Genomic DNA, 26040 nt, shown 5'->3' on the forward strand with positions numbered 1-26040 from the left:
GGGAACTTGGAGAGCGCCTAAGGAGGCGTCAGCTCATTCAAGTTTTCATAGGAATGGCCGCTACAGATTGAGCGCTGTAGCACCGCTAGATAAGGATCACCGTCCTTTCTATTTTCGCTTAGGTTGCTTTGATCGGTTAGCAGACCGACTCTTGATCGAGAGGTTTGATGAAGAGTTGTTTCGCGGGTTGAAGTCCTTATGATCGACTTCTTTTCCAGCAAGTTTTTTCTTGCCGTGTTTCTTGATCATCAGGGATCGAGCTTTGTTTCGCCCTGCCCGTCTTTTGATCTGTTCGGGTTTACCGTGATAATCCCGATACTCTTTTTTGTAATCTCGCTTACGTTCAGCCATTATCGGTTAGCCTCAGCGCCTTGCACTTTCTCGTAAGAACGAGCGGCACCAAGACCCAACATACCCAGCATCACGGGCATGACCTCATAGAGATTCAGGTCAGGAATGGTCGATACGTCGATACCGCCAGCAATAGCCAAGGCGATCAGAATGTCTCGAAGAACATACGCATAGAAGAAGATGAAACCACATGTCCAACCAATGAAAGGACGCCATCCAGCGACAAACCAGTTGGTTGATGCAGCTTCGGTTTTGTTGATCTCAAGCTGAGACATCAGAGGCTTTAAGTCAGCCTGAAGTAGCTTGAGTTTTGCAGCTTCGCGCTCATCATCACTCGTAAAGAGGTCGTCAATTAAGTCGAAGAGCGGCTTTGCAAGAGGAATGAGTGCAGTTTGGACGCCCACTTTTTGGGTTCCTTCCGTTCAACTTTGGGACTGTCTTTAGGGTACGAAGACCACTTAAGTTCCCAATGAGGACCGTCTTTAAATGACTTCCAGTCGCCTCCCCAAGTGATAGGAACACCTAGGTCATCCGCTGCCTGTTTAATGACGGTCTCAAGTCGGTAGTAGTGAGGCCAAGCCCAACTAACTTTTCCACCGACCAGTGGAGCAATGTCTACTGCATGTCCTGTGAGATGTCGGCTGTTCAGCGTGGTAGAAGCACCAGACGCGAACAACTCTTTCTGTCTCTCAAGGGATCGTACCCCCTCAAGGACCGTGAAGTCCAAGGGAGTACGCGCAATAGCAAGCTCTAGGACCGCTACGAGATCAGGATGAACACCCTTAAGTCTCGAGCGGCTGCGCCTACCAAGTTTAAAACCCATTAAAACTCAGAACGGGCCATCTTATCGTAGACAGACTGCCGGAAGGCAGGATCAGTCTCATAACGCGGATCGTTCATATCCGCCTCGATTTGAGCTTGGGAGCTATAAGAGTCAGTCGCCGCTGAAGTGTTACCGTCCAGCTGTCGAGCAGGAGGATTACCTTGAGCAAGCTTCATGCGAGCTTGAAGACCCTCAACAGCACTCTTGGCAACCGTAAGATCACCTGAGTTTACCGCGCTGTCGTAAGCGTTGATACCAGCATCATCTAGGTTGACTTTAGCCCACTCAATGAGAGCATCATAAGCATCACCACCACCAACGATGTTCTTTACGTTGTGCTCATAGAGGGTGTTGATTGCCTCTTGGCCTTGGATGTAACCATCGACAGTCGCTCGATCAAATCCAGCAGCTTCAAGAGTAGCATAACTCTTGTCCGAGAGTGAACCGTTCTCATCGTATTCGTCATAGAACGCATCCAGCTGGAAACCTTTGTCTCCTTCGGCACCGTCAGGGTCGCCTTCAGTAGAGGTCGGTTCGCTTTGAGAAGCATCGGGTGTTTCATTGGGTGTGCTTTGCTTTTTCTCGAGTTCACCATAGGCTTTCGCCATGTCTTCAGGGGTTTTGAATTTCTCAGGAAGCCAAGAAGGGCGAGCCTCAGTAGACTCACCCCCCTCAGCATCCGCCCCCGAACTCGATGTATCGCCACCTGGCATTAGACCTTCAGCTTGGAGAGCCGCTGCGGACTCTTCCAGAGTTGGGCCGGAGTTTTCGCCAGCAGTGTTGATTGTATGTGATTGTTCAGCCATTGGCTTGAGTTCCTTGTTCGGTCACGGCTTTGGCGACAGGTCCAGATGCCTGTTTCGCTGCGTCAGCCATGGTTTGTTGAATTAGAGCTTGCTGTTGCTGTTGAGCGGTAGCTTCACGTTCTTGAGTCTTCTGCTCTTCGGATTTGACAAGACCATCCATGTCGATACCCAGCGCAGTACCCGCGCGTTTCAAGAAGTCTCCGTAATTGATCTCAGCCATCCCCACCTCACCGAGAGGTGCGATAAACTCGCCCATGAAAGTCCGAAGTTTCCCGAGATCGTAACCTCGTCCAATCGCCTCAACACCTGTGGTGATTTGAGGTTCAACTTCGATACCTTGCTTCTTGAGACCTTCCAGATCAGGAATACGTTGTTCCTTGACCAGTTCGTTCATCACGATCTTGACCAGAGGCAACTGAAGCTCCTGAGCGAACAACGCATACGCGCCACCCAAGGCATCCTCGAGTTCCTTGATCATCTCTCGGATCTCTTCAGCGGTCACACGCTCGGCGTTGCGCTGAACAGCGGTATTCATGAGGAAGGCGTAGGACAGCCGTTGAAGGATGTCATTCAAGACGCCATTGGCAACTTGCATATCAGCTTGCTTATTCAGCTGAAGCATACTGACGTCAGCTTCGTCACCTGTGATAACGTCGAGGTTCTCAGCGTTTGCCACATCGTCTTCTTCGGTGGTCCCTGTGGACCGGACCATGATGACGACTTTTGCAGCGGCCGCAGAGGACTCTAGGATCGCCTTGGAGAGACCTTCAGCAGACTGAAGATCACCAATGTACTCTTCGACGTAGGACCGTCCGTAATCAGAGTTGTCTTCATGAGCCCATCTCAGGGCAATGAAGGGAGCTTTGGCTTTTGGGTAGGCCCCAGTAGTGTCAGGGATCACGAAGTTCTTGACGACTTGATATGTCTTGTACTGCCCGTCTGTCAGTTCGTAAACGGTATAGATATCAACCTCTTTTCTTCCATTGTCATTGTCGCTGGAAGGAAGATCGTTGTTACCTTTACAGATACGCCGGACATCTTCAGGGAGGTCCTCGTATCGAGCGCTTTCCTTATAGATCACCTCGAGGACTTCACCGACATTGTTGCGGCGTACCACATAGTTCTCAAGACCGATGATGCGTACACCACCATTCTTGGGGAAGACGACGAGAGTATTACCACCAATGATCAGTTCTTTAAGAGCAGTGATCAAAGGTGCTCGGAGAGCCATTGTCTCAACACGAGTTTGAACAGCACGTTCAATTTCGTTGAATTTCTCTTCTACACGAGCTCGGGCTGTCTCATCAGACAACTCAGCAATCGTGGCGTCATCCGCAGACAACTTGAAGAAGCTTGTATTTGGGGGAAGTAGCGACAACAGAAGTTTGTTCGCTAGGTTGTTTACTCCACGCGCCCCAATTGATTGATAGGGTCGGTAGAACTTAGTTTCGGGTGTGTGTCCATCAGGCGGAAAAATCGCGGGGATGGTAAGCTTCGAGCAATCTCGGGCTCGGTCAAGGTACGTCCAGCGCACTGAAGACAAGCGCTCGTACCTCGAGGGTACATCAGATTTTTTAAGCGCTTGCAGGTCTTCACCTGCGTCTTTCAAGTATTACTTTCCGATACCCAAATTGGATTTGACCCCACCAACGCCACCAATGCTGGCATTGTCACCGACACCAAGACCACGTTTGGCGCGGTATCGTTTGGTTCCAGATCGTTTAGCGTTTGATTTTTCTGTCGCCTTGGCTGCACCCGAAGGAGCAACTTGAGTCAACACCGGAGGTGCTGGGGGTGCTGGCTTAGGAGTCTCAACTTTAGGTGCATTGCACATTAAAGGACATTTCCTTTGTTATTCTGTCTATTGTGTAATCGTTCAAGATGATTGATTACGTGTTGTTTCCCCTGGTATTCTTTAAGTTCATCTTGAGTGGAAACTCTCAAAAAATAATCCATTGAAAATTTGTCTTTGAGATACTCAAGTAGTTCTTTAGTTACTTGGGGTTCTTTGGTTTTAGAGTTTGTCATTTTACTCCTAAGTAGGATTTTTCAAATGAGGGTCCGAAGACCCCCACTTTTAGATGCCGCAAGACCCACCAGATCCGCTGATTTCGCAGATGTCGTGTGTCTCAACGAAGACCTCACCTACATGTTTAATAGCTTCCGAATACGGGACCGAAGTGAGGGGCTGGCCTCCACGAGCACCGTCAGGGTAGCAAGTGAAACCACGCAAGCGGTGAGCATACTTTGCAAGAGTTGAGGCGAACTCAGGTACAGTAGACTCGTTGTTAAACTCAGAGCCCCAAGCAGGTAGATTGATGGTCGAACTGATAGCCATGTCCACGTAGTCTTGGACGTCTGCTTGGAATTTGATCCGTCGCTCAAAGTCCGTCGCGAGGTCAAGCGAGCTCTCGATACTGTCGGGATCGACACCATGGAACTCAATGAGGTCTTGAGCGGCGCTGTCGATGACGTACTCGTAGACCCAAGTCTCTCCGCCTTTGAGGTATCGTCGCTTGTACGCAACTGCGAATAGAGGCTCAATTCCTGTCGTAGTTCCTGCAAGGATGCCGATGCTTCCTGTCGGAGCAATCGCTCGCTTTTTAACTGGGGTGGATATGGATAGCTCGGTAGCCGTGGCGGCAGACACATCGTCAGAGGTTCCTTTGTAGACCTCAAGCCACTCATGCAGCTCTGGGGTCACTTCGTACTTGTAACCACGCTGAATGAGCCACTCATGTACGCCCATAAGACCAAGCCCAAGGCGGCGGTTCTTCTCACGTGTTTCGTACACTTTGTCATAGGGGAGTTGGGCCTTGAGTGTACCGTAGATGAGGAACTTGGTTCCTAGCTCGACTACACGCTCAAAAGTTGCCAGATCAGGGATACGACCAAGGTTAAGAGACCCAAGGTTGCAGACGTCAGAGTCATCAGCAGAAGTGACTTCAGTACAGGCGTTTCGTCCTGTTTCATCTTCGTTTTCGTAGAAGTTGAATGAGAAGCCAGGTTCCGCGGTCTTGAGTGCTTGTTCGGTATTCTTGAGGAAGACATCGCCAACTTCTCCTGTTTCCTTGAAGGTCTCCAACCATTCTGTGTCGTAGTTGACAGAGATGTTGGTCATGTCGAGAGGAGCAGGATAGTTGAAGTCCTGTTGCTTAAGGTCCCAGATGGTCAACCCTGTGCTACCCACAGTCATGTTGTGCCAATCTTTACAGACCAAGAAGGCGTAGATGTCACCATGCTTCCAGTTGAGACTTGCGTAGATCGCAGAGCGACGGGAGCCGCCTTGCATGACGTTCCGGCCAATCTCATTGACCATCTTCATCTTCGGGATAGGACCGGACGCTCGACCGCCTGTACGCTCAATGAGAGCCCCAGCAGGACGGTACACCGAGTAATCGTTACCGATACCCCCACCAGTCATCAGAGCGCTCTCAGCCTTCCATGAGAGGTTCGCCCAGTCTTCTCGGGTGTCCTCTTCAGACTTCAGGATGTAGCAGTTGTTGAAGAACTTGTTGGGACGTCCTGCGTAGTAGAGGTATCGACCGCCTGGAATGAAGTACATTTTCTGGATGTACTCAGTGAGCTCTGCGGCCTCATCCAAGTCCATCGGTTCGTAGTCCTCAGGAGGCTTCCGACACACATCAGCTACCAGAGTTATCGCGAGTTCGTCCCACGTTTCAGCACCTTCGTGCTTATATTTTTGATTGAAAATATTTTCTGCGAATGAGGATCGGAATTGAGGATTAATGTTTGACTTAAACGCCATATATTATTGGTTGTCTTTCAGGTATTTTTCGAGATCTTCGAAGCCTCCAATGTGCTCGAGATCCAAGCCTTGAGTACGCTCAAGGAAAACTTGGGGAACAGTCCGGTAACCCATTCGAATGAGATCTTCACGAGCTCCTGAGTTTGCGCGGACGTTCAAATAAGAAAACCGCAGACCCTTGTCGTTCAAGAGGTCCACGGCTTTGTCACACCAAGGGCATTGATGATGCCCGTAAATTTTAAATTTCATCTAAGTAAGCAGACGTACTTTCCGTGCTTAACCTCTTTTTCGAAGCGCTTACCTGCGACTTCGCAAGACTCCATAGAGTTCATTGGGACTTGCTCCATGGTGACACCACCACCGAACCCAATAGCGAGGATTAAGATCACTTTAGTCATTCAGACACCTTCTAATTGATTAGACGTGCCGAATATCCTGTTTTGGTCTGGCGTACAAACCAGAGTTGATTGTTGTCGAACTCATAGTAACACACAGAATACTTGTCTCGGATAAGTGCTTTGATTGCGTTCATTCCGAGGATCATATCTGAAGGGTCGTCACATTGGACGATGTATCTCATCGGTCTTCCTTGATGATCGCCTGTAACAGGTAGTCACCTGAGAGGGAGATACAGACACCACCTTGAGGTTTCCAACCTCTTTCCAGCCAGAACTTCACATCTTGTTCCAGTTTGGTGGATGACGTTCCTGAGCAGATGCCGTACTTCATTTGATACTCTCAGGGTCATACTTGACCAGTTTGGAGGGAGAGACCGCAGTCCCTTTGACCCCCCGCTCAGCGGCCCCCTCGTAGCCCACACGGACCATCTTAGGGGTGAACCCTAGTACCACCTGTTTACTCAGGTAGCCTCCGTTTCGAGTACCACCTTGGTAAACCACATGATCACCTACAGAGAGTGTGTTTCCGATGTAATCTTTCACTTTGATCTGTCCTTGTAAAACTTCTGATAGAGCTTCTCTAATCCCGCACGATCAGGATGCTTGTGTATCCACATCCCTGTGTCTGGGTGAAAATGCTCTCTGAAAAAATTGTCCAACTTTGGGTTGGTCGTTGAGATGCTCAGGTCAATCTCGCGTGACAGAGCGTCATACTCAGCGTCACTTAAGAAGGACCTTGAGTGCATCTCATAAGAGTGCGCAGCCACACTTAGGCGAATGCGGTTGCGCGTCTCGATTTCAACAGGGGAACCCCAAGTCACTAAGGGTTTTCAGGACGCATCTCCAATACGGCGTCATACAGGTCGCCTTTGGAAATCATCTTCTTCTCTTGAGTGTTAATCCAAGAAAGTACCTTGTCGAAGGCGTTCCACTGACCTGAAACAAATGGGGAGTAACCACTCTCTAGGTCAGGTACTTTCACTTCACCAGCTCCTTCCAGCTAACCGGAAACAACTGCTCAATGATCTCACCGATCTGCTTGGCTAGGTCTTGGGTCTCTTTCTGAGCGTGACTGTCCGTCCTTTGGATGAACAGATTGGCCCATGCGTACAGGTTCGCCGTGGCGATGACCTCAGTGTACATGGATTGCGGGAGTACCATTCGAGCTTGCTCAGGGGAGCAACCCGTTGACAGTAGACCCTCATAACACAGAGTCCCGTAGTGAGCCATTTCATGGAACATGTTCAAACCGTAGTGCTCCCCGATTGGAGGGGTAACCTCCTCGTTGCTGGAACCTTGCTTCACGTTGTCTGCACGAAGCCGCATGGTGTCTGGAACAAAGAACTCAGGACTGTCATCCACGTACCGACGACTGACCTCATTATAAACAAACCCAGCGGTGTGCTTCATGATCTGCCGTGCGACGAAGATAGGCATCTTGAGGTGCAGAGTGATCGCCGTGTGAGCGAAGGGTGTCCAGTGAGGAGGCATCTTGCGGATGTGGTTCAGGAGGTCTTCAACCTCGTCCACAGCGTCAAAGTGAGGACCATCGTTTTCGTTGTAATCCATACACTCAGTAAGACGATAGTGTAGATTGTCCCAGTCCCCACTTGTGCATCCACGTGCGAGGAACCCAAGTAGACCTTGGTCAGCCTTGGACAACTGCTTGGTGTAACCAGAGAGGACGATAGCATCCTCGTTGTTGCCGTAGGTGAACTCAGACAAGGGGATTTCTTCCCCGCTGTGAGTATGCACCGCAACCATCTCTGAGGTCTTACCAAAGGAGACACGGGCTGCATTGACGACGCTTAGGTCTGTACCCATGTGGTCGATGTAGGTTGCTTTCATCAGTTGTCGTTCCATTCCCGAAGAATGTCAGCGGCAAAATCACAACCTGACCAATTGTCCACGCCAGCTGCATCTAGCGCCGCCAACCACCGGACGTCCTCTTGCATGGACTCATATTCATCAGCGGAAACTAGAACGGCTGGGACTACTTCACAGTCCTCTTTACTCGCATAAGCGTAGCGGATGGCGTTACTTGCGGCGGACTTGGTGTTGAACGCGAAGTGGCCTCGACGGCTCTCAACGAACTTCTTTGTCAGTCTGTTCAGAATAGCAAATTGCTTTTGGATCATCGGTGGTCACCATCGCCTTTGAGGACACCACGATCTTGACGATCCATAAGTTGCTTCAGGTTGTACACTGCGCAATCTTCAAGGGTCGTTCCGGCTTCGTCAGCGAGCATCGCGAGGTACCAGAGGACACCCCCAAGTTCACATTTGACTTTCTCTTGCATCTCAGCGCGTCCGTAGTCGCCACGAAGGTGTTTCTTGACCTTACCAGCGACTTCGCCAGCTTCACTCGCCAGTCCGAGTGTCAGGTATTCAAGGGCAGTATGTTTGGGGAACACAGCCGTTTTCTTGGCCTGTGTGGTGTATTGATTGAAATACATCATGTTATTGAATCCGTGCTAGTTCACGCTCAGCGAACCAAATGATTTTCTTGAGATCATAAGAGGCGTCGTTTCCGGCTTTCTTGCCGAGACGCCAAGCGGCCTTGAAGATGTTCCCCATGGCGAAGTTCATCTCTTGGTGCTCAATCAAGTCTTGAAGGTCTGTGATATCTTCAGGGAGCTTGTAGTAATCGCTTGAGCCACCATCAGAGACCGTAGCCCCATCCACTTGAAAGTCGGTGGTACAGACAGCTGGGTTGTAAGCAAAACCGTTGCTGAGAAACAAACTACCATCAGGCATGATATCCTTAACAGTCAGTTTATAAGCTCCACCTTGAAACTGTGAGCCGCTAATGTGGAAGACTTCATCTCCCACTCCAATTATGTTTTTGGCGTCCATAGGACCACCTCTTCTTTTTCGAAATCGTATTCTCCGTCTCGCAAAATCCGTGCGACACGTGCTTGGACCAAGGCATCAGCCTCAGTCAGTCCCTGCTTGGCGTAGAGAGAGACAATACCCTCCCAGACGTTATCTGTAGGCTCTTTCTGCCATGTGTAACGTATCTCGCCTTTGTTCTTCCCAGACTTGAGCTCACGTCCCACGTGGACGAGCTTGTAGGGGTCTCTGAGGAACTCTAGGGCTGTACCCTCACCGACACCTGGACAACCACCGTAGCCATCCGTTGTGTCTCCCATGAGGGCTTGCTTGAGGTGGAACTCCGATCCATCAGGATCAGTGATCTCCTCATAGTCGTCATCTACAAGGTGGGTCCCAACGCATTGCTTGAGGTCCTTGTCCATGGTCCAGATCGCATAACCGTCGCGGCTTGCGTACATACCCATGACATCATCAGCTTCCAGAGAGGGGAACTGAAGGATTTCCCAATGCTGTCTCGCGTACTCTTCGAGAGCCTTGTAGACCACTGGCTTGCGGGTATCCTTACGATTACCTTTGTAGGTCGCGAGGATGTCTTTGCGCCAGTTGTGGGTATCGGACATTGCGAAAATCACATGGTCCGTTTGAGCCTGTTCTTCGAGTTGGCCCACCATTTCCTCAAGGATACCTTTAGCATCCTCGAATTTGCTCCAAAGGACCCAGACGTCTCCGAACTGGGTCTCTTTTTCTGAAGCAGCGGCGGCTCGATACAGGAGTAGATCACCGTCTACTATGAGCTTCATGTCTCAGTGACATTCCTTCCAGTTGTTACCCACGATGTACTCGCCAGTAAGCGGTACGCGGATGTTGAAGTATTCTTGAGTTTTCTCGATTGCTTTGACACAGAGATCACCGACCTCTGTCGAGTATTCCTTAGGAACACTCAGCTGCACCTCGTCGTGTATCCACGCCATCTGGTAGACAACATTGTGGAGGTTGTTCTCACGAAGAAGTTGGTGAAACTCGACTAGCCAGCGTTTACAAACCAAAGCACCAGCAGACTGCAAAAGAACATTAAGGGCAGCGTGATCGGATCGGACGTGAAGTTGGCGTCCATCCAGTCCCTTAAGGTAACCTTTGGTGTTCGCGGCTTTCTTGACGCCATCAATGAGATCCTTGAGTGCTGGGAGAGATTTAAGGAAGCGTTGCTTGAGAGCTCGTCCTCGTTTAGACCCTGCGCCAACAATCTCACCAATCTTCGCATCCCCTGCTCCGTACAAGAAGCCGTAGATGAAGGTCTTGGCGTTGTCTCGACTTGGTAGTCCAGCCGCTCTTTGGTTCTCTGTGTGGATGTCACCATTTACAACGACATCGCCATAAGCTCCGTTGTCATATCGTGCCATGAAGTGCGCAAGCATTCGGAGCTCAAGTCCTGACACGTCACAACCAATTTGAACATGGTCGGGACAAATGGGTCCGAACAAGGCACGACACTCTTTACCACGGTAAGCTCTAACGGAGGGTACTTGAGCAAGGTTTGGGTGGCTGTGAGTAGCCCGACCTGTGACAGCCCCGTTAGTGTTAATTGAGCCGTGTATTCGGTTGTTGGTCGCATACTTAATCCATGCTTTCTGACCATCCCCAAGTTGCCCGAGGACTTTCTTGACTTGGAAATACTTGGCCAGTTGTTTTGCTTCAGGGTACGGAAGTGAGTTCAGGATCGTCTCATCGACCTTAGGCTTTCCGCTCTCGGTCATTTCCTTAGGTTTCCACCCACGGACACGCTTGAGGCGGTCTGCAATGTGGTCCCGAGATCCTGGGTTGAACACTTGGAGCTTCACGGGCTGGTACTCATTACCAGCTTCGCGATACTCCCCAGTCTTCATCTTGGTGGTACGTTTGTACGTCTTGGTCGTACCGTTCTTGACCCACCAAGGCTCAAAGAGACCCTGTAGTTCTTCTTCTAGCTCCACGCGCTCTAAGGTGAGTTCGTGGTAGAGTTGGTCAGCGGCTTCCTGATTGAAACCAAATCCATTGCGCTCTTGTTGAGCACAGATGAAGGCCACCTCATGTTCAAGCTGAAGGGCTTGTTGTGAGTATTCCTTCTCTTCGATCTTCTGGAACAGGAGCTTCGTCACTTCGACGTCCTGCTCACAGTAATCCTGCATCTCCTGCGACCAGTTAGCCCAAGGATCGAGACCTTCAGCCTCCATCTCTTTTGCGTAGTCGCCCTTCCAGTTATCCAGACGCCAACCCCAAGCTTCGAGACCGTGAGACCCTGCCAGTTTCATTGGCATCTGGGTCTTGTTTCCTCGAATGCGCTTGAGGTCTGTCTCTTGGATGTTCGGCCAGATCAGGCGGGAACAAACCAGAGTGTCGATCACTCGGAACTCAGCAACTTCGAAATCTGGGTAGATCTTCTGGATTGCTGGGATGTCGAATTTGATAATGTTGTGACCGATAATGAAATCAGCCTTCATCAGCATATCGACGCCGATGTGGATGTACTTTCCGTGATAGGAGAAGACTTCCCCCGTATCGACATCTTGCAATACGAGGGAATGGATTTTGGTTAGTTCATCAAGAAGACCGTCTGACTCTAGGTCAAACGCTAGTCTAATTTAGGTAGTTCCTTATATTCAAAGTCCCATCCGTAATCACCCCAGATGGTGATCTCTGCCCACTCGCCCCGTCTCATGACAGGCTCGAGCCAACGACAGTCACCGTGAGCAACTTTTGCGGGATACCAAGCATACCAAACGTGCCACTTACCGAGACGTTCCTGCTTGTCTTTGAATGCTTGTTTCTTGCGTTTCTTATGAGCTTCCCACCAATCGGGAAGAGCATCGCAGTTAAACTTCACGTGTTACGCCAGAGAACTCAGCGAGTTTGTCAGCCATGTTTCGAGCATCTACGCTTTCAACCAAAGCCGCGCTTGCTTGCTCATGGATACGGTCAGCTTTGGCGCGTTTGCGTCCGTGTTTGACTTCCATATCTTTGGCAAGCTTGTCCAGTTGTTTTACCTTGCGATTGAAGGTCGCCATGATACCGGCGACAGAACGATTGCGAGACCAAAACATAATCAGTGAACCAATGTGTATCGGGTGTAACTTTGACCTGTTACGGGGTTTGTCTTTGGGTGTGCTTGGAGTTCATGTCCCAGTGCTCGGATGTCGCTCAAGCGGCGATGGAAGGACTGGATGTTGTACTCGAACATTGCCTCGCGTTGCGAAATAGAGCCAATGTTTTGCATGTGGTTCATAAGAACGTCCACTTGCGTCATTCGGAAATTTCCTTTTCGGAAGCCACGCGCCTCTTTGTTTTTAATAATCAGAGACATAGTTGCGTGACATGGTGCAAATTTAAAATCATGTTGCGCCTTAAGCGCTAGGTCTTCCGCCAGTTCTTCAATACTCACTGTCGGTGTCACCTGACTCATCTTCAAAAAGAGTGTCTTCAGATAGACGACCTGTCTGGTGGTCATAAACGAGACCACAAGCCTCACCAGTTTCTCCGGTAAAGCGGTTCTTCAATACTCGAATTTGAGTTCTGTCGGCGTTCTCAGGGTCCTGTTGATTTCTCTCAAGGCCCAACACCATGTCCGAAAGCTGAGCAATCGCCGCAGAGCCCCTCAATTGGGCTAGAGACGTTACTGCGCCTTCTTCGTGGCCCTTACCATCAGGGCGCTTTAGGTGGCTCACAAGGATCAAACCAATGCCCGTCTCTTCAACCAGAGACCGAAGCTTGGTCATCGCGACGTCAATTGCTCTGCGCTCATCTCCGATACCGTCATCGCCAGACACCACAATAGACAAGTGGTCGAGAACGACCCAGCCGACACCAAGGCCAGAAGCCATGTACCGGATGTGATCCAAAAGGCGCTCGCTATTGAGAGAGCCAAAGTGATTATAGAGATACAGGTTCCCAGAACCAGTGAGCGTTGAATAAGCCTCTTTAAGCTCATTTTGATCGACCTCCTCAGGGTCAGCTTTGATCAGCCTCGTGTTCATCTCGATCCCCACGAGTTCTTGCATGGTTTTCTTCCAGCTTTCCTCGAGAGCGATGTAGCCTAGCTTCTGGCCCTGCGTTGAAACGATCCAATGAGCGATTTCGCGGCAGAGTGACGACTTACCAATACCTGATCCGGCAGTAATAGTCGTAAGCTCCCTCTGGCGTAGACCCATCGTTTTGACGTTAAGACCGTCGAATGGGTAAGGAATGGAGCTCGCCTCATCGACAGAGATGAAGTCATCCCACATTTCAGCGGGATTGATAATCGAGTCCGGTCTGTACTCTTTTGCGTTCCAGATCGCATTGATGACCTCCTTGCCTGCACCCTTCAGTAGACACTCGTTGGCGTCCTTGTGAGGGAGGCTGGCGACGTAGCATTTACCTGGCGGGAACAACCCGACACACTTCTCAACGGCGTCTTGACCAGGCTCATCCATGTCGAACATGAGGATGACTTCATCAAAACTGTTGAGATATTGGAGTTCGCTTCGGATCGCCTTGGGTGCAGACCCAGCGCCATCCTTAACGGATACTACAGGCCACTTGTTGCCTTGTAGCTGGGAGACAGTAAGAGCGTCGATCTCGCCTTCGGTGACGATGATTTTCTTACCGCCCGACTTCCAGAGCCACTTGCCGTAGAGGCTAGGAGCTTCCTTCGCTGGACCTCGCCAAACAAAATCTTTGTTCGGAAGACGAATTTTCTGAGAGACAACACGTCCGTTTTCGTCCTTGTACTGCGCAACGTGGACATTCCGACCATTGAACTCAGCCCGAATGTAACCCCACTTTTTGCATGTTTCCTCTGTAATGCCTCGCTTTGCGAGAGCTTGCGGTGATCCTCTAAGGAGCGGAGAGCTCTTCGCAGAGACCCTATCTCCTCTTGGGACCACAGAGTCGTCTGGCTCATCTGCCAATCCAACCTCTGCTAATTGTTTCTGGGAAAAGTAAGGTCTGTCGCAGTTGCCCGAGAAGCAGTAACCATGACCATCGTCATAGAAACCGAAAGCATCCGAAGATGCGCCGCACGGGCAAGGCTGACCAGACAGTACTAGCTCTGACTCATCACTCACTTACGGACGACTTGAGTCACCGTTTGTAGCTCAAAGTTCTCGAGTAGAACCTTGGCGATTTCTTTGGTCTCTTCGAGGGTGAACGACAGTGTTTTGTCTTCCAACTCAACAACTAGAGACCCTTCACAAGACGAACGAATTTCTTTGAGATTGCTCGCAGAGCATTTCGCCATAAGGTGATTTTCTTCGAACAACCGCATCAGTAGTCCGCCTTAAGTGTCACTTTAGGCACCATCGCCATCTCAAAGTTATCCAAGATGAATTGGACCAGTCGGTCTCGAGTATTATCAGGGAGCGTGACCACTTGATCATCGAAGGTCATCTTCATGGCACCTACAGAGTCCAGAGAAACCTTGAGGGTGTCTGCGACGGAAGACGCCGGATTGCTGAAAGGCATTTCCATAATACGTGTCTGAGAAATTGAGCCATTAGTAGGAGTGCGGTTAACGCGCAGTGTTGGTGTAGATTTCATTCTTCGAACCAATCTTTTGGGATGAATTTGTCGGCATATTTGAAGCCGTATTTCTCACACCAATCGGCATATGTGGTCTTTGACCGTTTCGAGATTTTCTGTTTCGAATTGGAGAACACGAACCTGATATCTAGGTCTGGGTGTTGCTCCTTAATGAGCCTTTGTTTCTGCCGATCAGCAGTTTCAAAGCGGCCCTTGGTCTCCACAATGATACCGTTATCCAGAATAAAATCTGGCGTGTAGCGTGAGGGTTTTGCGGGTTTGAGGTAAGGAATTACTTCCTCCTCATACCGGAATGAGCGGCCCAACTTTGTGATCTGTTGGGCCACCTGCCGCTCTAATCCTGAGCGGAACCGGATTTCTTTAGACAGACTTAGTAATCGTCTTCGTCATCGTCGTAGTTTGGGATGTCGTCACCGTCCAGATCGTCATCATCGGACTCGTCGCCAAAGTCAGGCGCACCTTCATCCGCATAACCATCTTCAGCACCGAACCCGTAGCTGGAAGCGTCACCGCCACCGGACCACTCTTTCAGTTCGATGATCTGGATCGCCTCAGGCTGAAGCGAGACACCGGACTTACCACCAAAGGCCCACTCATAGATCTCAAAGGAAACCTTGATGACGGAACCACCAGCAACAGCTTTGTGTTTGGCGATAGGTCGACCACGTGCATCGAATTGGGCGGGACGTCGATCCCAGATTTCACCTGCACGTTGGCCGGATTTGATGACCTTGTTCTTCACTCGGAAGTGGACAAGGATTTCACCAGTTTCCTCTTCGTCATCGTCAAGAACCTTGGAGAAGCACTTGGCGACCATCTTGGGGGAGATCCCATCTTCAGCGGCCTTGGCTTTCACTGCCTTGATGAAGGCTTTACCCTCGTCTTCGGGAAGCTTGATGTCAGCTTTGTAGATACCGTGTTCATCGAACTTGGTGTCAGGTTTGTCGAGACGCGGATAAACCGCAACGCCCTTGGGCGAAGTCATAGTCAGTTTGGCCATTAAAACAGGTCCTCAAAATCAAATGCAAATTGTTCGGGCAAAGCGGCATCAACGACATAATTTCCGTTGATCTCGAGGTGGAACTCGTAGCCGAACCAAGTCTCAACTGCGGTCAATTCGCAGCCGTAATCGTTGACCAACTCATCAAGAGTTAGGTCCATCAGTTCTTCAGTCAGAAGAGGCATCAGTATCCTTCGTCACAGGAGCCGTGGGATTGGGATCGACAGACACAGAGGTCTTGTCGCCAGCATCCGCCAGCTTCTTGATGTCTAGGGTTTGCGAACCAGATTTAGGTACAGCAGAGTTGGCCGCTTTCTTGGCCTTCTGCTCTTGGGCAATCTGCTTCTTTTTGTTTGGTTGCTTCTTAGAGCAGTTCTGACATGTGTCACTTGAACCGTCTGAGAAGAAAGTCTTGTTGCACTTTACGCAACGGGCCTTACGCATTCGAATGTCCTCGCAGGAAACGTACAGCGTCGAGTGCCTTGGTGCGGTTTGGCTGCACGTCGAGGCATACTTCGCGCCAGATGGGACCATCGCCAGCGTCTACTTCAGCGCGAGCAACGATCTCGTAAGCACCATCAAGAGAGCGCTTGTTGTAGTGAACAGAGCGGCTGTCGAAGGTTACGTTTTGTTTGATGGTGTTCAGAAAAGGGGTCATGGTTATTTCCATTTATTTGTTCTTAAAATTTTGGGTGGACGGATCAGCTGAAGAAAAATTCGCTGTCTAAAACACCGTCCAAATCCAGATCACCTCTCTCCGGTATCGGAGGGATATTCTCAAAGAACTCCTCAGAGATGAACTGAGACGCGCTGTCGTAAAAATCTTGAAGCACGTCTTGCTGATACATCTCCACGAAAGCCTCTCGGATAATTCGAGAGAACGTAGAGACATCAGCGGCATGAACTCCGAATGAGTCATGCACCATAGCGAAATGTGTAATTCCGTGAGTGGTTGCTTTCGCTGTGGTTAACTGAAGGTGAGCTCCGTCCAAACTGTGAACGAAACTCGGGGGTGTACTTGAGGCCATCTGACGACTGTCGAGCTTATCAGTCTCTTCAACGAGGCTTGGCTTGTAGACCTTACCGTCTAGATGGGTCCGCACCTGTCGGGAGTTTGTCTTGAACTTGTACTGCCACACGGGGAAACCCACGGGCGTTGTCCATTCAATCCTGTGCTCCTCAGGTTGAGACTTGGCGACTGCTCGAGAAACCTCAGACAGCCATTTCATTGCTTGGTCAGCCGCGACAACTACCTTGGGGATTGCCTCCCAGACGACCTTCCCGCCGTATACCTTGAAGTTGAACATATCGTCCTTCGGCCAAGGTAAGGGGTGACCATCTTCTAGTTTGTCTTCGACCGATCCCCGAACATACGTGAGACACGATGTCAGTGTCCCTGCGTAGGGTTTAACCATCACAGGGCGTTTGGATACCTTGCGGTCCATAAAGCCGCTCTTAAGCCACGCCTGGGCGAGACCAGAGTTATCTCCACTACCAACCGAATGTTGGTTGAAGATGTCGTTGGCGACTTTGGCTACTGCGCCATAAACGTCCTGACGTGGAAAATTAGGTACAAGATTAACGTGAAACCCGCCCACACTATCCCTAAGCATAGCACTAAAATGCTGAAGTCCCGAACACGTGGCGTCCAGATCAACATGTAAATGCGAGACAAAGTTTTCGGGAGCATAGTAGGCCTTTGAGTACTCTAAGCAGAACGCTAAGAATTGTACTGGGTTGTCGGCTCTAGTCCACCAGAGATTACCTTTAGGGTCGGACGCGACTTCTTTGATTTGCGTGATATGCTCTTGCGACCACGCGGCTCGCTCATCGAGGTAGAGTTTATCTTCCCCGAAACAGTTTGCGCCATGGACGCCAAGCCAGTAGAGCCCATCTTCTCCCAGTCGCTTTCCATCAGCGAACTCAAGCATTCCCTTAATAAAGTCGGGTCCTTGGGGATTGAGAGGGTAAGGCTTTGGGTACGCCCGTCCTCGACTGTCCAAGTCATGTGGAAAGTAAATACGTCCATATTTCGAAAACCTTTCGGCTTGGGTCAGCGCTCGGATCGCAAGGACGCGCTTTCCGACTGAGCGCCTGTTGTGTTCGTGGATGGTTGCTCGATACCGCCTGTAATCAACGACCTTAGGGTGATCAGCTGGGAGATACTCGAGACCATAGGGAGCTTCGTCAGGGACCTTGTTGTCGGCCCTAGGGAGCTTTCCGCATTCGATGTTGTTGTCGTAGACGTATGATAGGGCATCAACGACAACTGGGTTAATCCGCCAAGGTGTATCTTGGATCGAATTGACCGCTAATAAAACCGTGTCCAGATCGCCTTTGGTGGCGCAGTCCTTGAGGAGCTTTCGGTAAGCAGAGTTTCCACCTTTGACCAGTGGGTAAGGTGTCACGTGTTGGGACACGTAGGAGCCTCTGTTAAGAGAGTCCTTTGTCCAAGGAAGAGGCTTGTGGATCATTGGATACCACGTCGAGGTGGTGTCAGAACAATCCTCTTTGATCCTCTCGCAAGTCTTCAGGAGACCCTCACTAGGGACGACAACATCAATCGCGTGTCTCCCCTGTCGAACCTTCTCGATCTTTGCGTCACCGGAGATCTGAATAAAGAGATCTAGAAGTTTGACGCCGATGTGCAGTCGATCAGTCAAAGACCAGCGAGACCAATCTTGATCCGCGTCCTTGATGACCCTCTGCAAGTATTCCAGTCGTTTGTTTCTAGGAAGCTCTCGTTTGTTGAAATCTTCCTTGATCGTCTTAAGCCAACTTGCGTTCTCAGCTTCGAACTCTCGTATCCTGAGTTCGTCGTGAAGTAGCCCTGCGACATAGACAGCGAGACTTGTGACACTCAGCCTAGTATTCTCTCGGTTATACAAGGGAATCCGGTTCAAGAACCCCTTGATGAAGAGGTATGATGACACTTCCGTGGGTAGTTGGGCGAGACACTTAGCAGCGCTGTTCTGTCTCCCTGCTTTACCCAAACCTGAGTTACTTAAGAACTCATCAAGTTTCTCTTTAAGCGGATTAATATATCCATATATCAGATAGTTACCAACTTTAGTTTCACTCAAGTCTCCCTTGAGTAACCCTTGCTCAAACCTTCGTATGCTCTCATTTCTCATCTCATCTTCAAGCTCAATTTGAGAGATATAGAGATCGTCGTTCATCTAATCCTTTCGTGGTTGTGCCTAAGTAGGATTTTTCAAAATGTCTCCGCTTCCCAAAGGCACACGGAAAGCCTAATCTCTTCGGGAAACGGATTTTGTTTTTCTGTGATTTTATGGGGTTTCCTAAGTGATTGATTTATTTCACTTAGGTATCGTATAGAAAACGCACGGATTGCAAATCCGTGTACACCGGTTCGATTCCGGTACTCGCCTCCACTTATTCCTTTAGCGGGCAGAAGCCTCCGAAAGCGTCGATCTAAAGAGATTTCCGCCTAACTGGCTCAGTGGAATAGACTATACCCTCCTTCAGAACAGACCAGAATACCACACTCCCCCCGTTGTGCCTTTGTCGGCAAAAGGTAGAATGTACCACGTGTGCATCACGATGCTTGAAGCCCTGCAACGCGGCTCAAAAGGCAAGTATTGTGCTCCCCCCACAATGAAGCCCCGAGCCAATCATACGCTCACATTCAAACAAGACCTCTCGCATCGGGCTGATCACTTACCCTCCGACATCCACAAACCAATTTGACGTCAATTGATTGGCGCAGGGGGAGACGTAGGGGTCTGAAATCCCCGAAAACTCGTAGTCTTCAACGCGACCCTCGGCAAACAAAACAACGTTGGTTGACTGAACAAGCTGCAACAGCAAGTGCTGTTCGCGTCGTCTTGAAGTTTCTCCGAGCACTGACTTGATGAAGTCTTTCGCCTGCCGAACCAATCCAACGTCTGGCGCCACGTAGGACTGCAGAAACGCCTGTGTCGTCGTGTGTCGCGCGATCTCCGTTCCAAAAAAACGCTCTATGATGGCGTGTTCTGCCACCAAACCGCGCCGTAGTGCGAGCGTCCCGCCTCCCGCGATGACGACCGCTGGCATATATAAAAGAAACACACGCCTTTTCATCATGTCACCTTGCTTCCTGCCCTCAAAGAGAGCGCGGACAACGTCAATGTCGGATTGGCTGGAGAACTGGATGGAAAGGCGCTCGCCCCAAGGACCCAAAGGTTGTCATTGCCGTGTTTGCGCAGATCTGCATCGACAACACTTTCGTCGCCGCTGTGTCCCATACGGCAGGTACCTTGGATATGCGCCTCGGTTACATTTACTGGTGAGGCGTTCACAACAGACACAGGCCAAGGGAAAATCTCAGAAAGGTTGGCAGCCGCGTAGTCTATACCATTGTAAGCATAGTCATGATGACCATGCCAAATCACCTTTGGAACGCCTTCACCATCTAGAACCACCTGATTTTTTGCCTGAGGTATATCCTCGGCGATCAGTTTGATGTTCATGGTGTTGGTGACGGCACCCGGCACAAGTTGAATGGCAGGAATATTGAAGTTCTCGATCAATACTGCCGCGCGGGCCCCGCGGTCAGCATCTTTGTAGAACTTATAATTGTGCCCAGTGATCGACGTGCCGCCATAATACCCCGGACCCGGCGCCGTCAGGCTTATGTTTTTTGAGGCCTGCTCGTGGATGTAACGTCCCGTACTCGGGTTTTCATCTCCTGATCTCAGTAGAATGGATGCATTAAAAAACGCGTTGGCAGCCAACGCAACTCTGTCAGCTTTGACCTTATAGTTATTCGTCCGCTGCCGTAGTTCCACGCCGCTGACCGAGGTGCGCGCCAGGTCGAGCACCCGAGTGACTTCACTATCAAGAAGCAAAAACGTGTTATCGCGATCGAACAACTCCAAACCGTTCAAAATCGAGAACTTGGCATCTATTGGACATAATCCACAGACATTATTTCCGCAGCAGATTGCGCGGCGACCACCGTTGCTGCGTGCTGTCGCATTTGGGACCCAATAGTTGTCGGCGCGAAGTCGGAATTCATGGCGCGTTGGAGAATGACTTGGATACGGATATGGTCGGGACATGGGGTGCAGAAATTCCCGCCCATCACCGGCAATCTCCATTATCGCTTCAGCTTCAGAATAATAAGGCTCCAAAGTGTCATAGGTGATCGGCCAATCCCTTCCGATGCCAAATCTCGACCAAAGCATGAAGTCATCCGGAAGGAAGCGAGGCGTTTGCGCCCACCAACAATTTGAGTTTCCACCAAATTTAGAGTGGGCAACCCACAGCTTTTTGTGAGCTGACAGGTTATCCATTGCAATTGTTTCTAACGCATTTGCGTGGCTTCGGACGTTGAGCGCATCGGCGTGACTGACCCAAGGACCTTTTTCAACTATCAGGACACGAAGGTTGGATGGCAGCGCTCTTAAAAAGAACATGCTGGCAAAACTGCTTCCAACGACTATCATATCCCAGCTTCGAGAAGCTGCGTCGGCAATTTCAATAAGTTTAAGCATTTATAAAATCCTGAAAGCTCAGCTAATAATTGCTTTCATCTGTGCTGGATTCTTTTTGGTATTAAATCAACGTGTACACCCTTTGGAATCATCATATACCGCTTTTGAGATTCCTATATGCAATAATTTCAACCGTTTCGCCTGCGTCAAATGAAACCAATGACCCAAGAAGCAACGCCATGAGACAGTTCGTTGTGCGCATTCTCTAAAATACCTGCTTTCCGAGGACCTAAATTAAAGCGCGTGCGCTGGTGGGAGTTGTTGCCAAATTTGCGGCAAGAATGAGACCACTAATCGCTGTGTATATTTCAGAAGTCTCGTCCTAGCATATTGAAATACCATACCCTAAATAGAAATCACCTCAACGGCACTCGCCATCATCTCCCCCCTGCGCAGCACCACCGCCCGAAACCGACCCACGCCTCTCCTTTGGCGGGTTTGCCTATACTTTTGGCAATGCGGCTAACCAGCTGCCCGTCCCTCCGCCTGCTCCTCCCGCGCTATCCAGTTTGGGACAGCTATTTGGAGCCGGACGATGCCCTTTTTCAAACCCCAGAGGATACTTGCCGCCCTTATGGCCATCGGAGCCGCGATATTGCCGCTGCGGGCGGAGGAGGCGGCGCTTTATGAGGCCCCTGCGCCGGAAGATGCGGTGTTTGTCCGTGTGCTGGCGGAATTTGACGCCACTGACAAAGCGATCACTTTCGCCGGGCAGCAACTGCCAAGAGCAGAGGCCCCAGACGACACATATGTGGCCATCAGCGCTGCCAATTTAAGCGGGGTGCGTGCGGGCAGCTATTATAGCCTTGCCGCCGGTCCATCGGCCCCTGTTATCATAGAAGAACCGGATCGGGAGACCGCCGCCAAGGTGCACCTCATTCTTGTAAATACCGGAACAGATCCGGTGCGCCTGATTGTGCCTGCGCGCAAGACCGAGGTGATTGCAGCGGTGCCTGCAGGCGCGGCGACCAGTCGGGCTGTGAATCCCATCGCTGTGACACTGGCGGTTCAGCGCGTCAGCGACGGCGCGCTGCTCGGCACCTTTGATCTGTCGTTGTCGCGCGGACAGAACATGAGCTTCATAGCAAATGCTGACAGCGCGCGCCTGATTGAGAACAGCTTTGGCCCTGTTCTCTCAGCCAACTGAGGGCGCGGCCATGGTGTTTTCCACGCCTATCTTCCTGTTCGGCTTCCTGCCCGTCTTTCTGCTGATCTATTACCTCACGCCCCCGCGCTTCCGCACCTTGGTGCTGCTGATCGCAAGCTGCATATTTTATGGCTGGTGGAAAGTGAGTTACCTCGCCTTGGTGCTGGCCATCGCGTCGATCAGCTATGTGGCCGGGGCGGTGGCCACGAACAGCACTTCAGCATCACGGCGGTTTTGGGCGGTGCGTCTGGGTGTTGCGATCAACCTGCTGATCCTTGGCTGGTTCAAATACGCCTATTTTATCGCAGGTTCCTACAACGATGCTCTTGCCCGTTTGGGGGCCACACCCGGCGGCGGTGTCAGCCTACCGGAGATCGTTCTGCCAATCGGGCTGTCGTTTCTGGTCTTTCAATCGATCAGCTACATTCTGGATGTGGCGCGCGGCGACGCCCCGCCCGCCGCGCGTCTTGTGGATTTTCTGGCGTTTTCCTCCCTGTTTCCGCAGCTGATCGCGGGGCCGATCCTGCGCTACAAGGATCTCGCCCATCAGTTTGAGCACCGCACCCATTCTCTGGCCAATTTCGTCACAGGTGTGCGCCGCTTTGTGACAGGCTTGGCGATGAAGATCCTGATCGCAGACAGCGTCGCCCCGCTCGCGGACCGGATGTTTGCGCTCAGCGCTCCGACCATGGCCGAAGCCTGGCTTGGCGCGACGGCCTACGCGATCCAGCTCTTTTTTGATTTCGCAGGCTACTCCGCCATGGCGATCGGGCTGGGTTTGATGCTCGGCTTTCGCTTCATGGAGAATTTCAACGCACCTTACGTGAGCCAATCCGTCACGGAATTCTGGCGGCGCTGGCACATCAGCCTGTCCACATGGCTGCGCGACTACCTCTATGTGCCGCTGGGCGGCAATCGCGGGGGCGCGGTAAAAACCTATCGCAATCTGATCCTGACGATGCTTCTGGGCGGCCTGTGGCATGGCGCAAACTGGACCTTCCTGCTTTGGGGGCTTTGGCACGGCAGCTTGATGGCGATTGAGCGCGCCTTGGGTGCAAAGCACCGCGCCACGGTCTGGCCCCGCGCCCTGGCCTGGCCTCTGACCATGGTGTTTGTGCTGCTTGGCTGGGTGATGTTCCGCGCCGACACGGTAAGCCACGCCTTTGGCATCTATGGCGGCATGATCGGCGTAAACGGCCACCCGCTGTCACCCGAGAGCGCCCTGTTGCTGCGCCCAACCGAGCTTGCCTGCCTGACCCTCGGCGCTGCCCTCTCTGTGCGTCCCTTTTGGCAAGCTGCATTGCAGATGCCACGCGGCAGCGCGCTCTGGTCCGCCTCCGCCCGCCTGCGCAGCGCGGCCCTGTTCCTGCTCTGCGCTGTGGTCATTCAGGCGCGCGGCGAGGCCCCTTTCCTCTATTTCCAGTTTTGACGGAGCCCCGTGATGTCGTTTCGCCCTTCCCTCCACGCACAGACCTTCGTCGCCAGTTTTATCGCCCTGACGCTCCTTCCGGGGATCTGGATGTTTGCCAAAGCGCCCCTCGCGGGGCTTGAGGCCAATGTCCTCTCCGGTGCCGCTCAGCGCCAGTATGAGGGCCGGTTTGACAACAGTTTCCCTCTCCGGTCCTCCCTGCGCCAGACATGGGCCGCGCTGAAGTTCGGTCTTTTTTCGGAAATGGCAGAAGGCGCGGTGGCCGGGGCTAACGGCGTCCTCTTCACGTCAGAGGAGCTGTTGCCACCGAAAGACAGCCAAGACTTTTTGACCGCCCTGCGCGCGGCGCAGGCGCCGATTGAAGCAATGGGCGCTGAACTGGTGCCAGTGATCCTCCCGGACAAAATCCGCATGATGGCAGATGCCCTGCCCCGCACCCGTTCTGCGCAGTTTGCTGAGCGCTATGACCACCTGCTTAAGATGCTTGCCGCAGAAGGGCTGCGCACTTTGGATATGCGCCCAGCGCTCTCAGGGCCAAATGCCTTCATGCGCACGGACACCCATTGGAGCCCCGAAGGTGCGCGCAGCGTGGCGCAGGCCTTGTCTAAAGCCCTCGCCGGTGAAATCGGCACCCAAACACCTTTTGAGACACGGCACACCGGCACCCGCCGCTTTGACGGGGATCTGCTGGCTTTTGCCGATACCGGCATCTGGCGGCCCTACGTTGGCCCCGCGCCCGAGCAGATCAACACCTATGAAACCACATCCGCCTCCAGCCAGGAGCTTGGCCTCTTTGACGACATCAAAACGCCGGTTGCCCTTGTCGGCACCAGCTTTTCGGCGCGTCAGGACTTTCACTTAACAGGTTTCCTGAAATCCAGCCTGCAGGCGGAGGTGCTGTCTTTCGCCATGGAAGGACGTGGCCCGTTCACGCCGATGGAGCGCTTTCTGGCAGACGGGCAACTGATCACCACCCGGCCGCAAATCGTCCTTTGGGAAATCCCCGAACGCTACATTGACACCTGGAGCACCACGCCATGAAACACCTTCTCGCCGCTTTCGCCGCTGTCAGCATCTGCGCAACCACAGCCCATGCCGCGCCCTTGTGTTCAGAGTTTCGCTCGCCTGACACCATGCCCAAGAAATACCGCAAGCTGGCCCCTGTCCTCTCGGGGTCGCCAACCGATTGGGTGATCACCGCCGACCAGATGGACACCACCTATCTGCCTGATGCGCAGGCCGCCCATCTGCTCTCGCAGATCGCCTCCGAGTTTGAGGCGCGCGGCACGCGGCTTGCCATTTTGATGGCCCCGCCCCGCCCGCTGGTTGCCGGACAATCCACCTTGGATACACTGGCCAAAGACGACATCGACTTTGATGTGGCCGCAGTGAGCGCGTCTTTCACCCAAATGATCGAACTGCTGCGCAGCTCGGGCGTGATCGCGCCAAACCTGCTGGAGCACGCGATCAGCGATGAGACCCTGCGTGAGGCCTTCTATTACAAACACGACACCCATTGGACACCACGAGGCGCGGCCGAAAGCGCCATGGCCCTCGCCCATGAGGTCAGAGCCGCCGAGATTGACGCCTTTGCCGACACCCCCCCTGTGCAGCCCAATCTCGCCTCAACGCAGGTCTTTTCCGAACGCGGCTCACTGGCCGATATGGCGAAGGCGGTGTGCGGCGTAGAGCTTCCTCCGGTGACACAGACCATACCCGCCTTCCCGAGCGCGGAGACCGATCTGCTGGCCGAGACCACAGGCCGCCCGCGTATCCTTTTGGCGGGGTCAAGCTTCAGCAACCGGTATAAGAAAGATGCCTACCGCGTGGCCGATGCGATCAGCGGAGCCTTGCAGGCGGATGTGGTCAACCACTCTGTTTCCGGCGGCGGTGCCATCGGCGCAATCGAAGGCGTGGTCAACGCCGGCCTGCTGACAGTGGACGCCCCGTTTGATCTGGTCATCTGGGAGTTGCCCTACACAGATGGCCTGCGCAATCCGGGCGTCTTGCGTCAACTGCTGGGAGCCTTGCAAAACGACCTTGCCAAACTGCCTGCACCTGCCGCCACGCTGACATCATCCGGCAAGACACGGATCGACGTGTCCAGCCGCCAGCCCGCAATGATGGCCCTGCATCTCCCCGAAAGCACTGTGCAGCGCATCAAAATCGATCTGCGCTTTGAGGACGGCACCAAGCAAACCCAATCCATGATCCGCAAGAAACATGTCCCCGCCGCGCTGCGCTCTGATTGGTGGGCCTTCAGCCTGGATGACCTGTCAGCACAAGGATTGCAGTCAATCACCCTGCGCTATGACGGGCCAGCGATCGGCACCGGGGCCACGGCGCATTTCTATTGAGCGCATAGGCAAGTTCAGCTCACAGACAAAAGCCCCGGAGTCTCTCCCCCGAGGCTTAGCTTTTGGATTGAAGAT

33 protein-coding genes are annotated in these 26040 nt (G+C 52.0%); 4 read left to right on the top strand and 29 right to left on the bottom strand.

Annotation, left to right across the window (positions count from 1 at the left end):
* Nucleotides 1–108: 108 nt before the first annotated feature.
* The 29 genes from ACO07T_RS02150 to ACO07T_RS02290 form a co-directional block, all read right to left on the bottom strand.
* Nucleotides 109–351 carry an HNH endonuclease gene (locus ACO07T_RS02150; RefSeq protein ID WP_422048065.1) on the bottom strand — a complete coding sequence of 81 codons (243 nt, stop codon included), beginning with the start codon at nt 349–351 and terminating at the stop codon, nt 109–111.
* Nucleotides 351–755, bottom strand: a complete 405-nt coding sequence (locus ACO07T_RS02155) for a 3TM-type holin (RefSeq protein ID WP_422048066.1) — start codon at nt 753–755, stop codon at nt 351–353. Before ACO07T_RS02155 ends, ACO07T_RS02150 begins: the two co-directional genes overlap by 1 nt.
* Complete coding sequence (locus ACO07T_RS02160) at nt 704–1174, bottom strand: M15 family metallopeptidase (protein ID WP_422048067.1); 471 nt, start codon at nt 1172–1174, stop codon at nt 704–706. Before ACO07T_RS02160 ends, ACO07T_RS02155 begins: the two co-directional genes overlap by 52 nt.
* Nucleotides 1174–1980: a capsid assembly protein gene (locus ACO07T_RS02165; protein WP_422048068.1), complete on the bottom strand. Its 807-nt coding sequence runs from the start codon at nt 1978–1980 to the stop codon at nt 1174–1176. The genes ACO07T_RS02160 and ACO07T_RS02165 overlap by 1 nt, the downstream gene beginning before the upstream one ends.
* Nucleotides 1973–3589 (bottom strand): portal protein, encoded by a 1617-nt coding sequence (locus tag ACO07T_RS02170; RefSeq protein WP_422048069.1) that lies wholly within the window; start codon nt 3587–3589, stop codon nt 1973–1975. Before ACO07T_RS02170 ends, ACO07T_RS02165 begins: the two co-directional genes overlap by 8 nt.
* 468 nt (nt 3590–4057) lie before the next feature.
* Nucleotides 4058–5749: a hypothetical protein gene (locus tag ACO07T_RS02175; protein ID WP_422048070.1), complete on the bottom strand. Its 1692-nt coding sequence runs from the start codon at nt 5747–5749 to the stop codon at nt 4058–4060.
* 3 nt (nt 5750–5752) lie between these two features.
* The gene (locus tag ACO07T_RS02180; RefSeq protein WP_422048071.1) at nt 5753–5998 is read right to left on the bottom strand and encodes a glutaredoxin family protein; all 246 of its coding nucleotides are present in this window, start codon (nt 5996–5998) and stop codon (nt 5753–5755) included.
* A gap of 327 nt (nt 5999–6325) precedes the next feature.
* Entirely contained in the window at nt 6326–6478 is a 153-nt protein-coding gene (locus ACO07T_RS02185; protein ID WP_422048073.1) for a hypothetical protein, read from the bottom strand.
* 208 nt (nt 6479–6686) lie between these two features.
* The gene (locus ACO07T_RS02190) at nt 6687–6968 is read right to left on the bottom strand and encodes a DNA ligase LigA-related protein (protein WP_422048075.1); all 282 of its coding nucleotides are present in this window, start codon (nt 6966–6968) and stop codon (nt 6687–6689) included.
* Nucleotides 6968–7129 (bottom strand): hypothetical protein, encoded by a 162-nt coding sequence (locus tag ACO07T_RS02195; RefSeq protein WP_422048076.1) that lies wholly within the window; start codon nt 7127–7129, stop codon nt 6968–6970. Before ACO07T_RS02195 ends, ACO07T_RS02190 begins: the two co-directional genes overlap by 1 nt.
* Nucleotides 7126–7995 (bottom strand): FAD-dependent thymidylate synthase, encoded by an 870-nt coding sequence (gene thyX, locus ACO07T_RS02200; RefSeq protein WP_422048077.1) that lies wholly within the window; start codon nt 7993–7995, stop codon nt 7126–7128. Before thyX ends, ACO07T_RS02195 begins: the two co-directional genes overlap by 4 nt.
* Nucleotides 7995–8285 carry a hypothetical protein gene (locus tag ACO07T_RS02205; protein ID WP_422048078.1) on the bottom strand — a complete coding sequence of 97 codons (291 nt, stop codon included), beginning with the start codon at nt 8283–8285 and terminating at the stop codon, nt 7995–7997. Before ACO07T_RS02205 ends, thyX begins: the two co-directional genes overlap by 1 nt.
* Nucleotides 8282–8605, bottom strand: a complete 324-nt coding sequence (locus ACO07T_RS02210; RefSeq protein WP_422048080.1) for a nucleoside triphosphate pyrophosphohydrolase family protein — start codon at nt 8603–8605, stop codon at nt 8282–8284. The genes ACO07T_RS02205 and ACO07T_RS02210 overlap by 4 nt, the downstream gene beginning before the upstream one ends.
* A 1-nt stretch (nt 8606) precedes the next feature.
* The gene (locus ACO07T_RS02215) at nt 8607–9002 is read right to left on the bottom strand and encodes a hypothetical protein (protein ID WP_422048081.1); all 396 of its coding nucleotides are present in this window, start codon (nt 9000–9002) and stop codon (nt 8607–8609) included.
* Nucleotides 8984–9781 carry a hypothetical protein gene (locus ACO07T_RS02220; RefSeq protein WP_422048082.1) on the bottom strand — a complete coding sequence of 266 codons (798 nt, stop codon included), beginning with the start codon at nt 9779–9781 and terminating at the stop codon, nt 8984–8986. The genes ACO07T_RS02215 and ACO07T_RS02220 overlap by 19 nt, the downstream gene beginning before the upstream one ends.
* 3 nt (nt 9782–9784) lie before the next feature.
* Nucleotides 9785–11530 carry a DNA polymerase gene (locus ACO07T_RS02225; protein WP_422048083.1) on the bottom strand — a complete coding sequence of 582 codons (1746 nt, stop codon included), beginning with the start codon at nt 11528–11530 and terminating at the stop codon, nt 9785–9787.
* Nucleotides 11531–11830: 300 nt separating this feature from the next.
* A complete protein-coding gene (locus tag ACO07T_RS02230; RefSeq protein WP_422048084.1) occupies nt 11831–12022 on the bottom strand; it encodes a hypothetical protein in 192 nt (63 codons plus the stop codon).
* 38 nt (nt 12023–12060) lie between these two features.
* Entirely contained in the window at nt 12061–12396 is a 336-nt protein-coding gene (locus ACO07T_RS02235) for a helix-turn-helix domain-containing protein (RefSeq protein ID WP_422048085.1), read from the bottom strand.
* Entirely contained in the window at nt 12386–13903 is a 1518-nt protein-coding gene (locus ACO07T_RS02240; RefSeq protein WP_422048086.1) for a DnaB-like helicase C-terminal domain-containing protein, read from the bottom strand. Before ACO07T_RS02240 ends, ACO07T_RS02235 begins: the two co-directional genes overlap by 11 nt.
* A 152-nt stretch (nt 13904–14055) precedes the next feature.
* Nucleotides 14056–14259: a hypothetical protein gene (locus tag ACO07T_RS02245; RefSeq protein WP_422048087.1), complete on the bottom strand. Its 204-nt coding sequence runs from the start codon at nt 14257–14259 to the stop codon at nt 14056–14058.
* Nucleotides 14259–14531, bottom strand: a complete 273-nt coding sequence (locus ACO07T_RS02250) for a hypothetical protein (protein ID WP_422048088.1) — start codon at nt 14529–14531, stop codon at nt 14259–14261. Before ACO07T_RS02250 ends, ACO07T_RS02245 begins: the two co-directional genes overlap by 1 nt.
* Complete coding sequence (locus ACO07T_RS02255) at nt 14528–14860, bottom strand: hypothetical protein (RefSeq protein ID WP_422048089.1); 333 nt, start codon at nt 14858–14860, stop codon at nt 14528–14530. Before ACO07T_RS02255 ends, ACO07T_RS02250 begins: the two co-directional genes overlap by 4 nt.
* Nucleotides 14861–14904: 44 nt before the next feature.
* Nucleotides 14905–15534, bottom strand: a complete 630-nt coding sequence (locus ACO07T_RS02260) for a hypothetical protein (RefSeq protein WP_422048090.1) — start codon at nt 15532–15534, stop codon at nt 14905–14907.
* Nucleotides 15534–15719, bottom strand: a complete 186-nt coding sequence (locus ACO07T_RS02265) for a hypothetical protein (RefSeq protein ID WP_422048091.1) — start codon at nt 15717–15719, stop codon at nt 15534–15536. The genes ACO07T_RS02260 and ACO07T_RS02265 overlap by 1 nt, the downstream gene beginning before the upstream one ends.
* Entirely contained in the window at nt 15703–15978 is a 276-nt protein-coding gene (locus ACO07T_RS02270) for a hypothetical protein (protein WP_422048092.1), read from the bottom strand. The genes ACO07T_RS02265 and ACO07T_RS02270 overlap by 17 nt, the downstream gene beginning before the upstream one ends.
* Nucleotides 15971–16192 (bottom strand): hypothetical protein, encoded by a 222-nt coding sequence (locus ACO07T_RS02275; protein WP_422048093.1) that lies wholly within the window; start codon nt 16190–16192, stop codon nt 15971–15973. Before ACO07T_RS02275 ends, ACO07T_RS02270 begins: the two co-directional genes overlap by 8 nt.
* A 43-nt stretch (nt 16193–16235) precedes the next feature.
* On the bottom strand, nt 16236–18713 hold the full coding sequence (locus tag ACO07T_RS02280; RefSeq protein ID WP_422048094.1) for a DNA-directed RNA polymerase: 2478 nt from the start codon (nt 18711–18713) through the stop codon (nt 16236–16238).
* Between the two features lie 502 nt (nt 18714–19215).
* The gene (locus ACO07T_RS02285) at nt 19216–19620 is read right to left on the bottom strand and encodes a hypothetical protein (RefSeq protein WP_422048095.1); all 405 of its coding nucleotides are present in this window, start codon (nt 19618–19620) and stop codon (nt 19216–19218) included.
* Nucleotides 19617–21032 carry a GMC oxidoreductase gene (locus tag ACO07T_RS02290; protein WP_422048096.1) on the bottom strand — a complete coding sequence of 472 codons (1416 nt, stop codon included), beginning with the start codon at nt 21030–21032 and terminating at the stop codon, nt 19617–19619. The genes ACO07T_RS02285 and ACO07T_RS02290 overlap by 4 nt, the downstream gene beginning before the upstream one ends.
* Nucleotides 21033–21567: 535 nt before the next feature.
* On the opposite strand from ACO07T_RS02290, the gene ACO07T_RS02295 reads away from it, so the two are divergent.
* The 4 genes from ACO07T_RS02295 to ACO07T_RS02310 are packed head-to-tail and all read left to right on the top strand — an operon-like array spanning nt 21568 to nt 25965.
* Nucleotides 21568–22179 (top strand): alginate O-acetyltransferase AlgF, encoded by a 612-nt coding sequence (locus tag ACO07T_RS02295; protein WP_422048097.1) that lies wholly within the window; start codon nt 21568–21570, stop codon nt 22177–22179.
* The gene (locus ACO07T_RS02300) at nt 22154–23608 is read left to right on the top strand and encodes an MBOAT family O-acyltransferase (RefSeq protein ID WP_422048098.1); all 1455 of its coding nucleotides are present in this window, start codon (nt 22154–22156) and stop codon (nt 23606–23608) included. The genes ACO07T_RS02295 and ACO07T_RS02300 overlap by 26 nt, the downstream gene beginning before the upstream one ends.
* Before the next feature lie 12 nt (nt 23609–23620).
* Nucleotides 23621–24649 carry an alginate O-acetyltransferase AlgX-related protein gene (locus tag ACO07T_RS02305; RefSeq protein WP_422048099.1) on the top strand — a complete coding sequence of 343 codons (1029 nt, stop codon included), beginning with the start codon at nt 23621–23623 and terminating at the stop codon, nt 24647–24649.
* On the top strand, nt 24646–25965 hold the full coding sequence (locus ACO07T_RS02310) for an alginate O-acetyltransferase AlgX-related protein (protein ID WP_422048100.1): 1320 nt from the start codon (nt 24646–24648) through the stop codon (nt 25963–25965). The genes ACO07T_RS02305 and ACO07T_RS02310 overlap by 4 nt, the downstream gene beginning before the upstream one ends.
* Nucleotides 25966–26040 lie beyond the last annotated feature (75 nt).

Origin of the sequence: Shimia sp., from assembly GCF_965227725.1 — a bacterium.
Taxonomy (GTDB): Bacteria; Pseudomonadota; Alphaproteobacteria; order Rhodobacterales; family Rhodobacteraceae; genus Shimia.

What these genes read in the sequence shown, in the direction of transcription:
- ACO07T_RS02150 (WP_422048065.1), bottom strand. Translation starts at nt 351, where the DNA reads ATGGCTGAACGTAAGCGAGATTACAAAAAAGAGTATCGGGATTATCAC.
- ACO07T_RS02160 (WP_422048067.1), bottom strand. Translation starts at nt 1,174, where the DNA reads ATGGGTTTTAAACTTGGTAGGCGCAGCCGCTCGAGACTTAAGGGTGTT.
- ACO07T_RS02165 (WP_422048068.1), bottom strand. Translation starts at nt 1,980, where the DNA reads ATGGCTGAACAATCACATACAATCAACACTGCTGGCGAAAACTCCGGC.
- ACO07T_RS02175 (WP_422048070.1), bottom strand. Translation starts at nt 5,749, where the DNA reads ATGGCGTTTAAGTCAAACATTAATCCTCAATTCCGATCCTCATTCGCA.
- ACO07T_RS02180 (WP_422048071.1), bottom strand. Translation starts at nt 5,998, where the DNA reads ATGAAATTTAAAATTTACGGGCATCATCAATGCCCTTGGTGTGACAAA.
- ACO07T_RS02185 (WP_422048073.1), bottom strand. Translation starts at nt 6,478, where the DNA reads ATGAAGTACGGCATCTGCTCAGGAACGTCATCCACCAAACTGGAACAA.
- thyX (WP_422048077.1), bottom strand. Translation starts at nt 7,995, where the DNA reads ATGAAAGCAACCTACATCGACCACATGGGTACAGACCTAAGCGTCGTC.
- ACO07T_RS02205 (WP_422048078.1), bottom strand. Translation starts at nt 8,285, where the DNA reads ATGATCCAAAAGCAATTTGCTATTCTGAACAGACTGACAAAGAAGTTC.
- ACO07T_RS02210 (WP_422048080.1), bottom strand. Translation starts at nt 8,605, where the DNA reads ATGATGTATTTCAATCAATACACCACACAGGCCAAGAAAACGGCTGTG.
- ACO07T_RS02215 (WP_422048081.1), bottom strand. Translation starts at nt 9,002, where the DNA reads ATGGACGCCAAAAACATAATTGGAGTGGGAGATGAAGTCTTCCACATT.
- ACO07T_RS02220 (WP_422048082.1), bottom strand. Translation starts at nt 9,781, where the DNA reads ATGAAGCTCATAGTAGACGGTGATCTACTCCTGTATCGAGCCGCCGCT.
- ACO07T_RS02230 (WP_422048084.1), bottom strand. Translation starts at nt 12,022, where the DNA reads ATGGCGACCTTCAATCGCAAGGTAAAACAACTGGACAAGCTTGCCAAA.
- ACO07T_RS02245 (WP_422048087.1), bottom strand. Translation starts at nt 14,259, where the DNA reads ATGCGGTTGTTCGAAGAAAATCACCTTATGGCGAAATGCTCTGCGAGC.
- ACO07T_RS02250 (WP_422048088.1), bottom strand. Translation starts at nt 14,531, where the DNA reads ATGAAATCTACACCAACACTGCGCGTTAACCGCACTCCTACTAATGGC.
- ACO07T_RS02260 (WP_422048090.1), bottom strand. Translation starts at nt 15,534, where the DNA reads ATGGCCAAACTGACTATGACTTCGCCCAAGGGCGTTGCGGTTTATCCG.
- ACO07T_RS02265 (WP_422048091.1), bottom strand. Translation starts at nt 15,719, where the DNA reads ATGCCTCTTCTGACTGAAGAACTGATGGACCTAACTCTTGATGAGTTG.
- ACO07T_RS02270 (WP_422048092.1), bottom strand. Translation starts at nt 15,978, where the DNA reads ATGCGTAAGGCCCGTTGCGTAAAGTGCAACAAGACTTTCTTCTCAGAC.
- ACO07T_RS02275 (WP_422048093.1), bottom strand. Translation starts at nt 16,192, where the DNA reads ATGACCCCTTTTCTGAACACCATCAAACAAAACGTAACCTTCGACAGC.
- ACO07T_RS02280 (WP_422048094.1), bottom strand. Translation starts at nt 18,713, where the DNA reads ATGAACGACGATCTCTATATCTCTCAAATTGAGCTTGAAGATGAGATG.
- ACO07T_RS02285 (WP_422048095.1), bottom strand. Translation starts at nt 19,620, where the DNA reads ATGATGAAAAGGCGTGTGTTTCTTTTATATATGCCAGCGGTCGTCATC.
- ACO07T_RS02290 (WP_422048096.1), bottom strand. Translation starts at nt 21,032, where the DNA reads ATGCTTAAACTTATTGAAATTGCCGACGCAGCTTCTCGAAGCTGGGAT.
- ACO07T_RS02295 (WP_422048097.1), top strand. Translation starts at nt 21,568, where the DNA reads ATGCCCTTTTTCAAACCCCAGAGGATACTTGCCGCCCTTATGGCCATC.
- ACO07T_RS02305 (WP_422048099.1), top strand. Translation starts at nt 23,621, where the DNA reads ATGTCGTTTCGCCCTTCCCTCCACGCACAGACCTTCGTCGCCAGTTTT.
- ACO07T_RS02310 (WP_422048100.1), top strand. Translation starts at nt 24,646, where the DNA reads ATGAAACACCTTCTCGCCGCTTTCGCCGCTGTCAGCATCTGCGCAACC.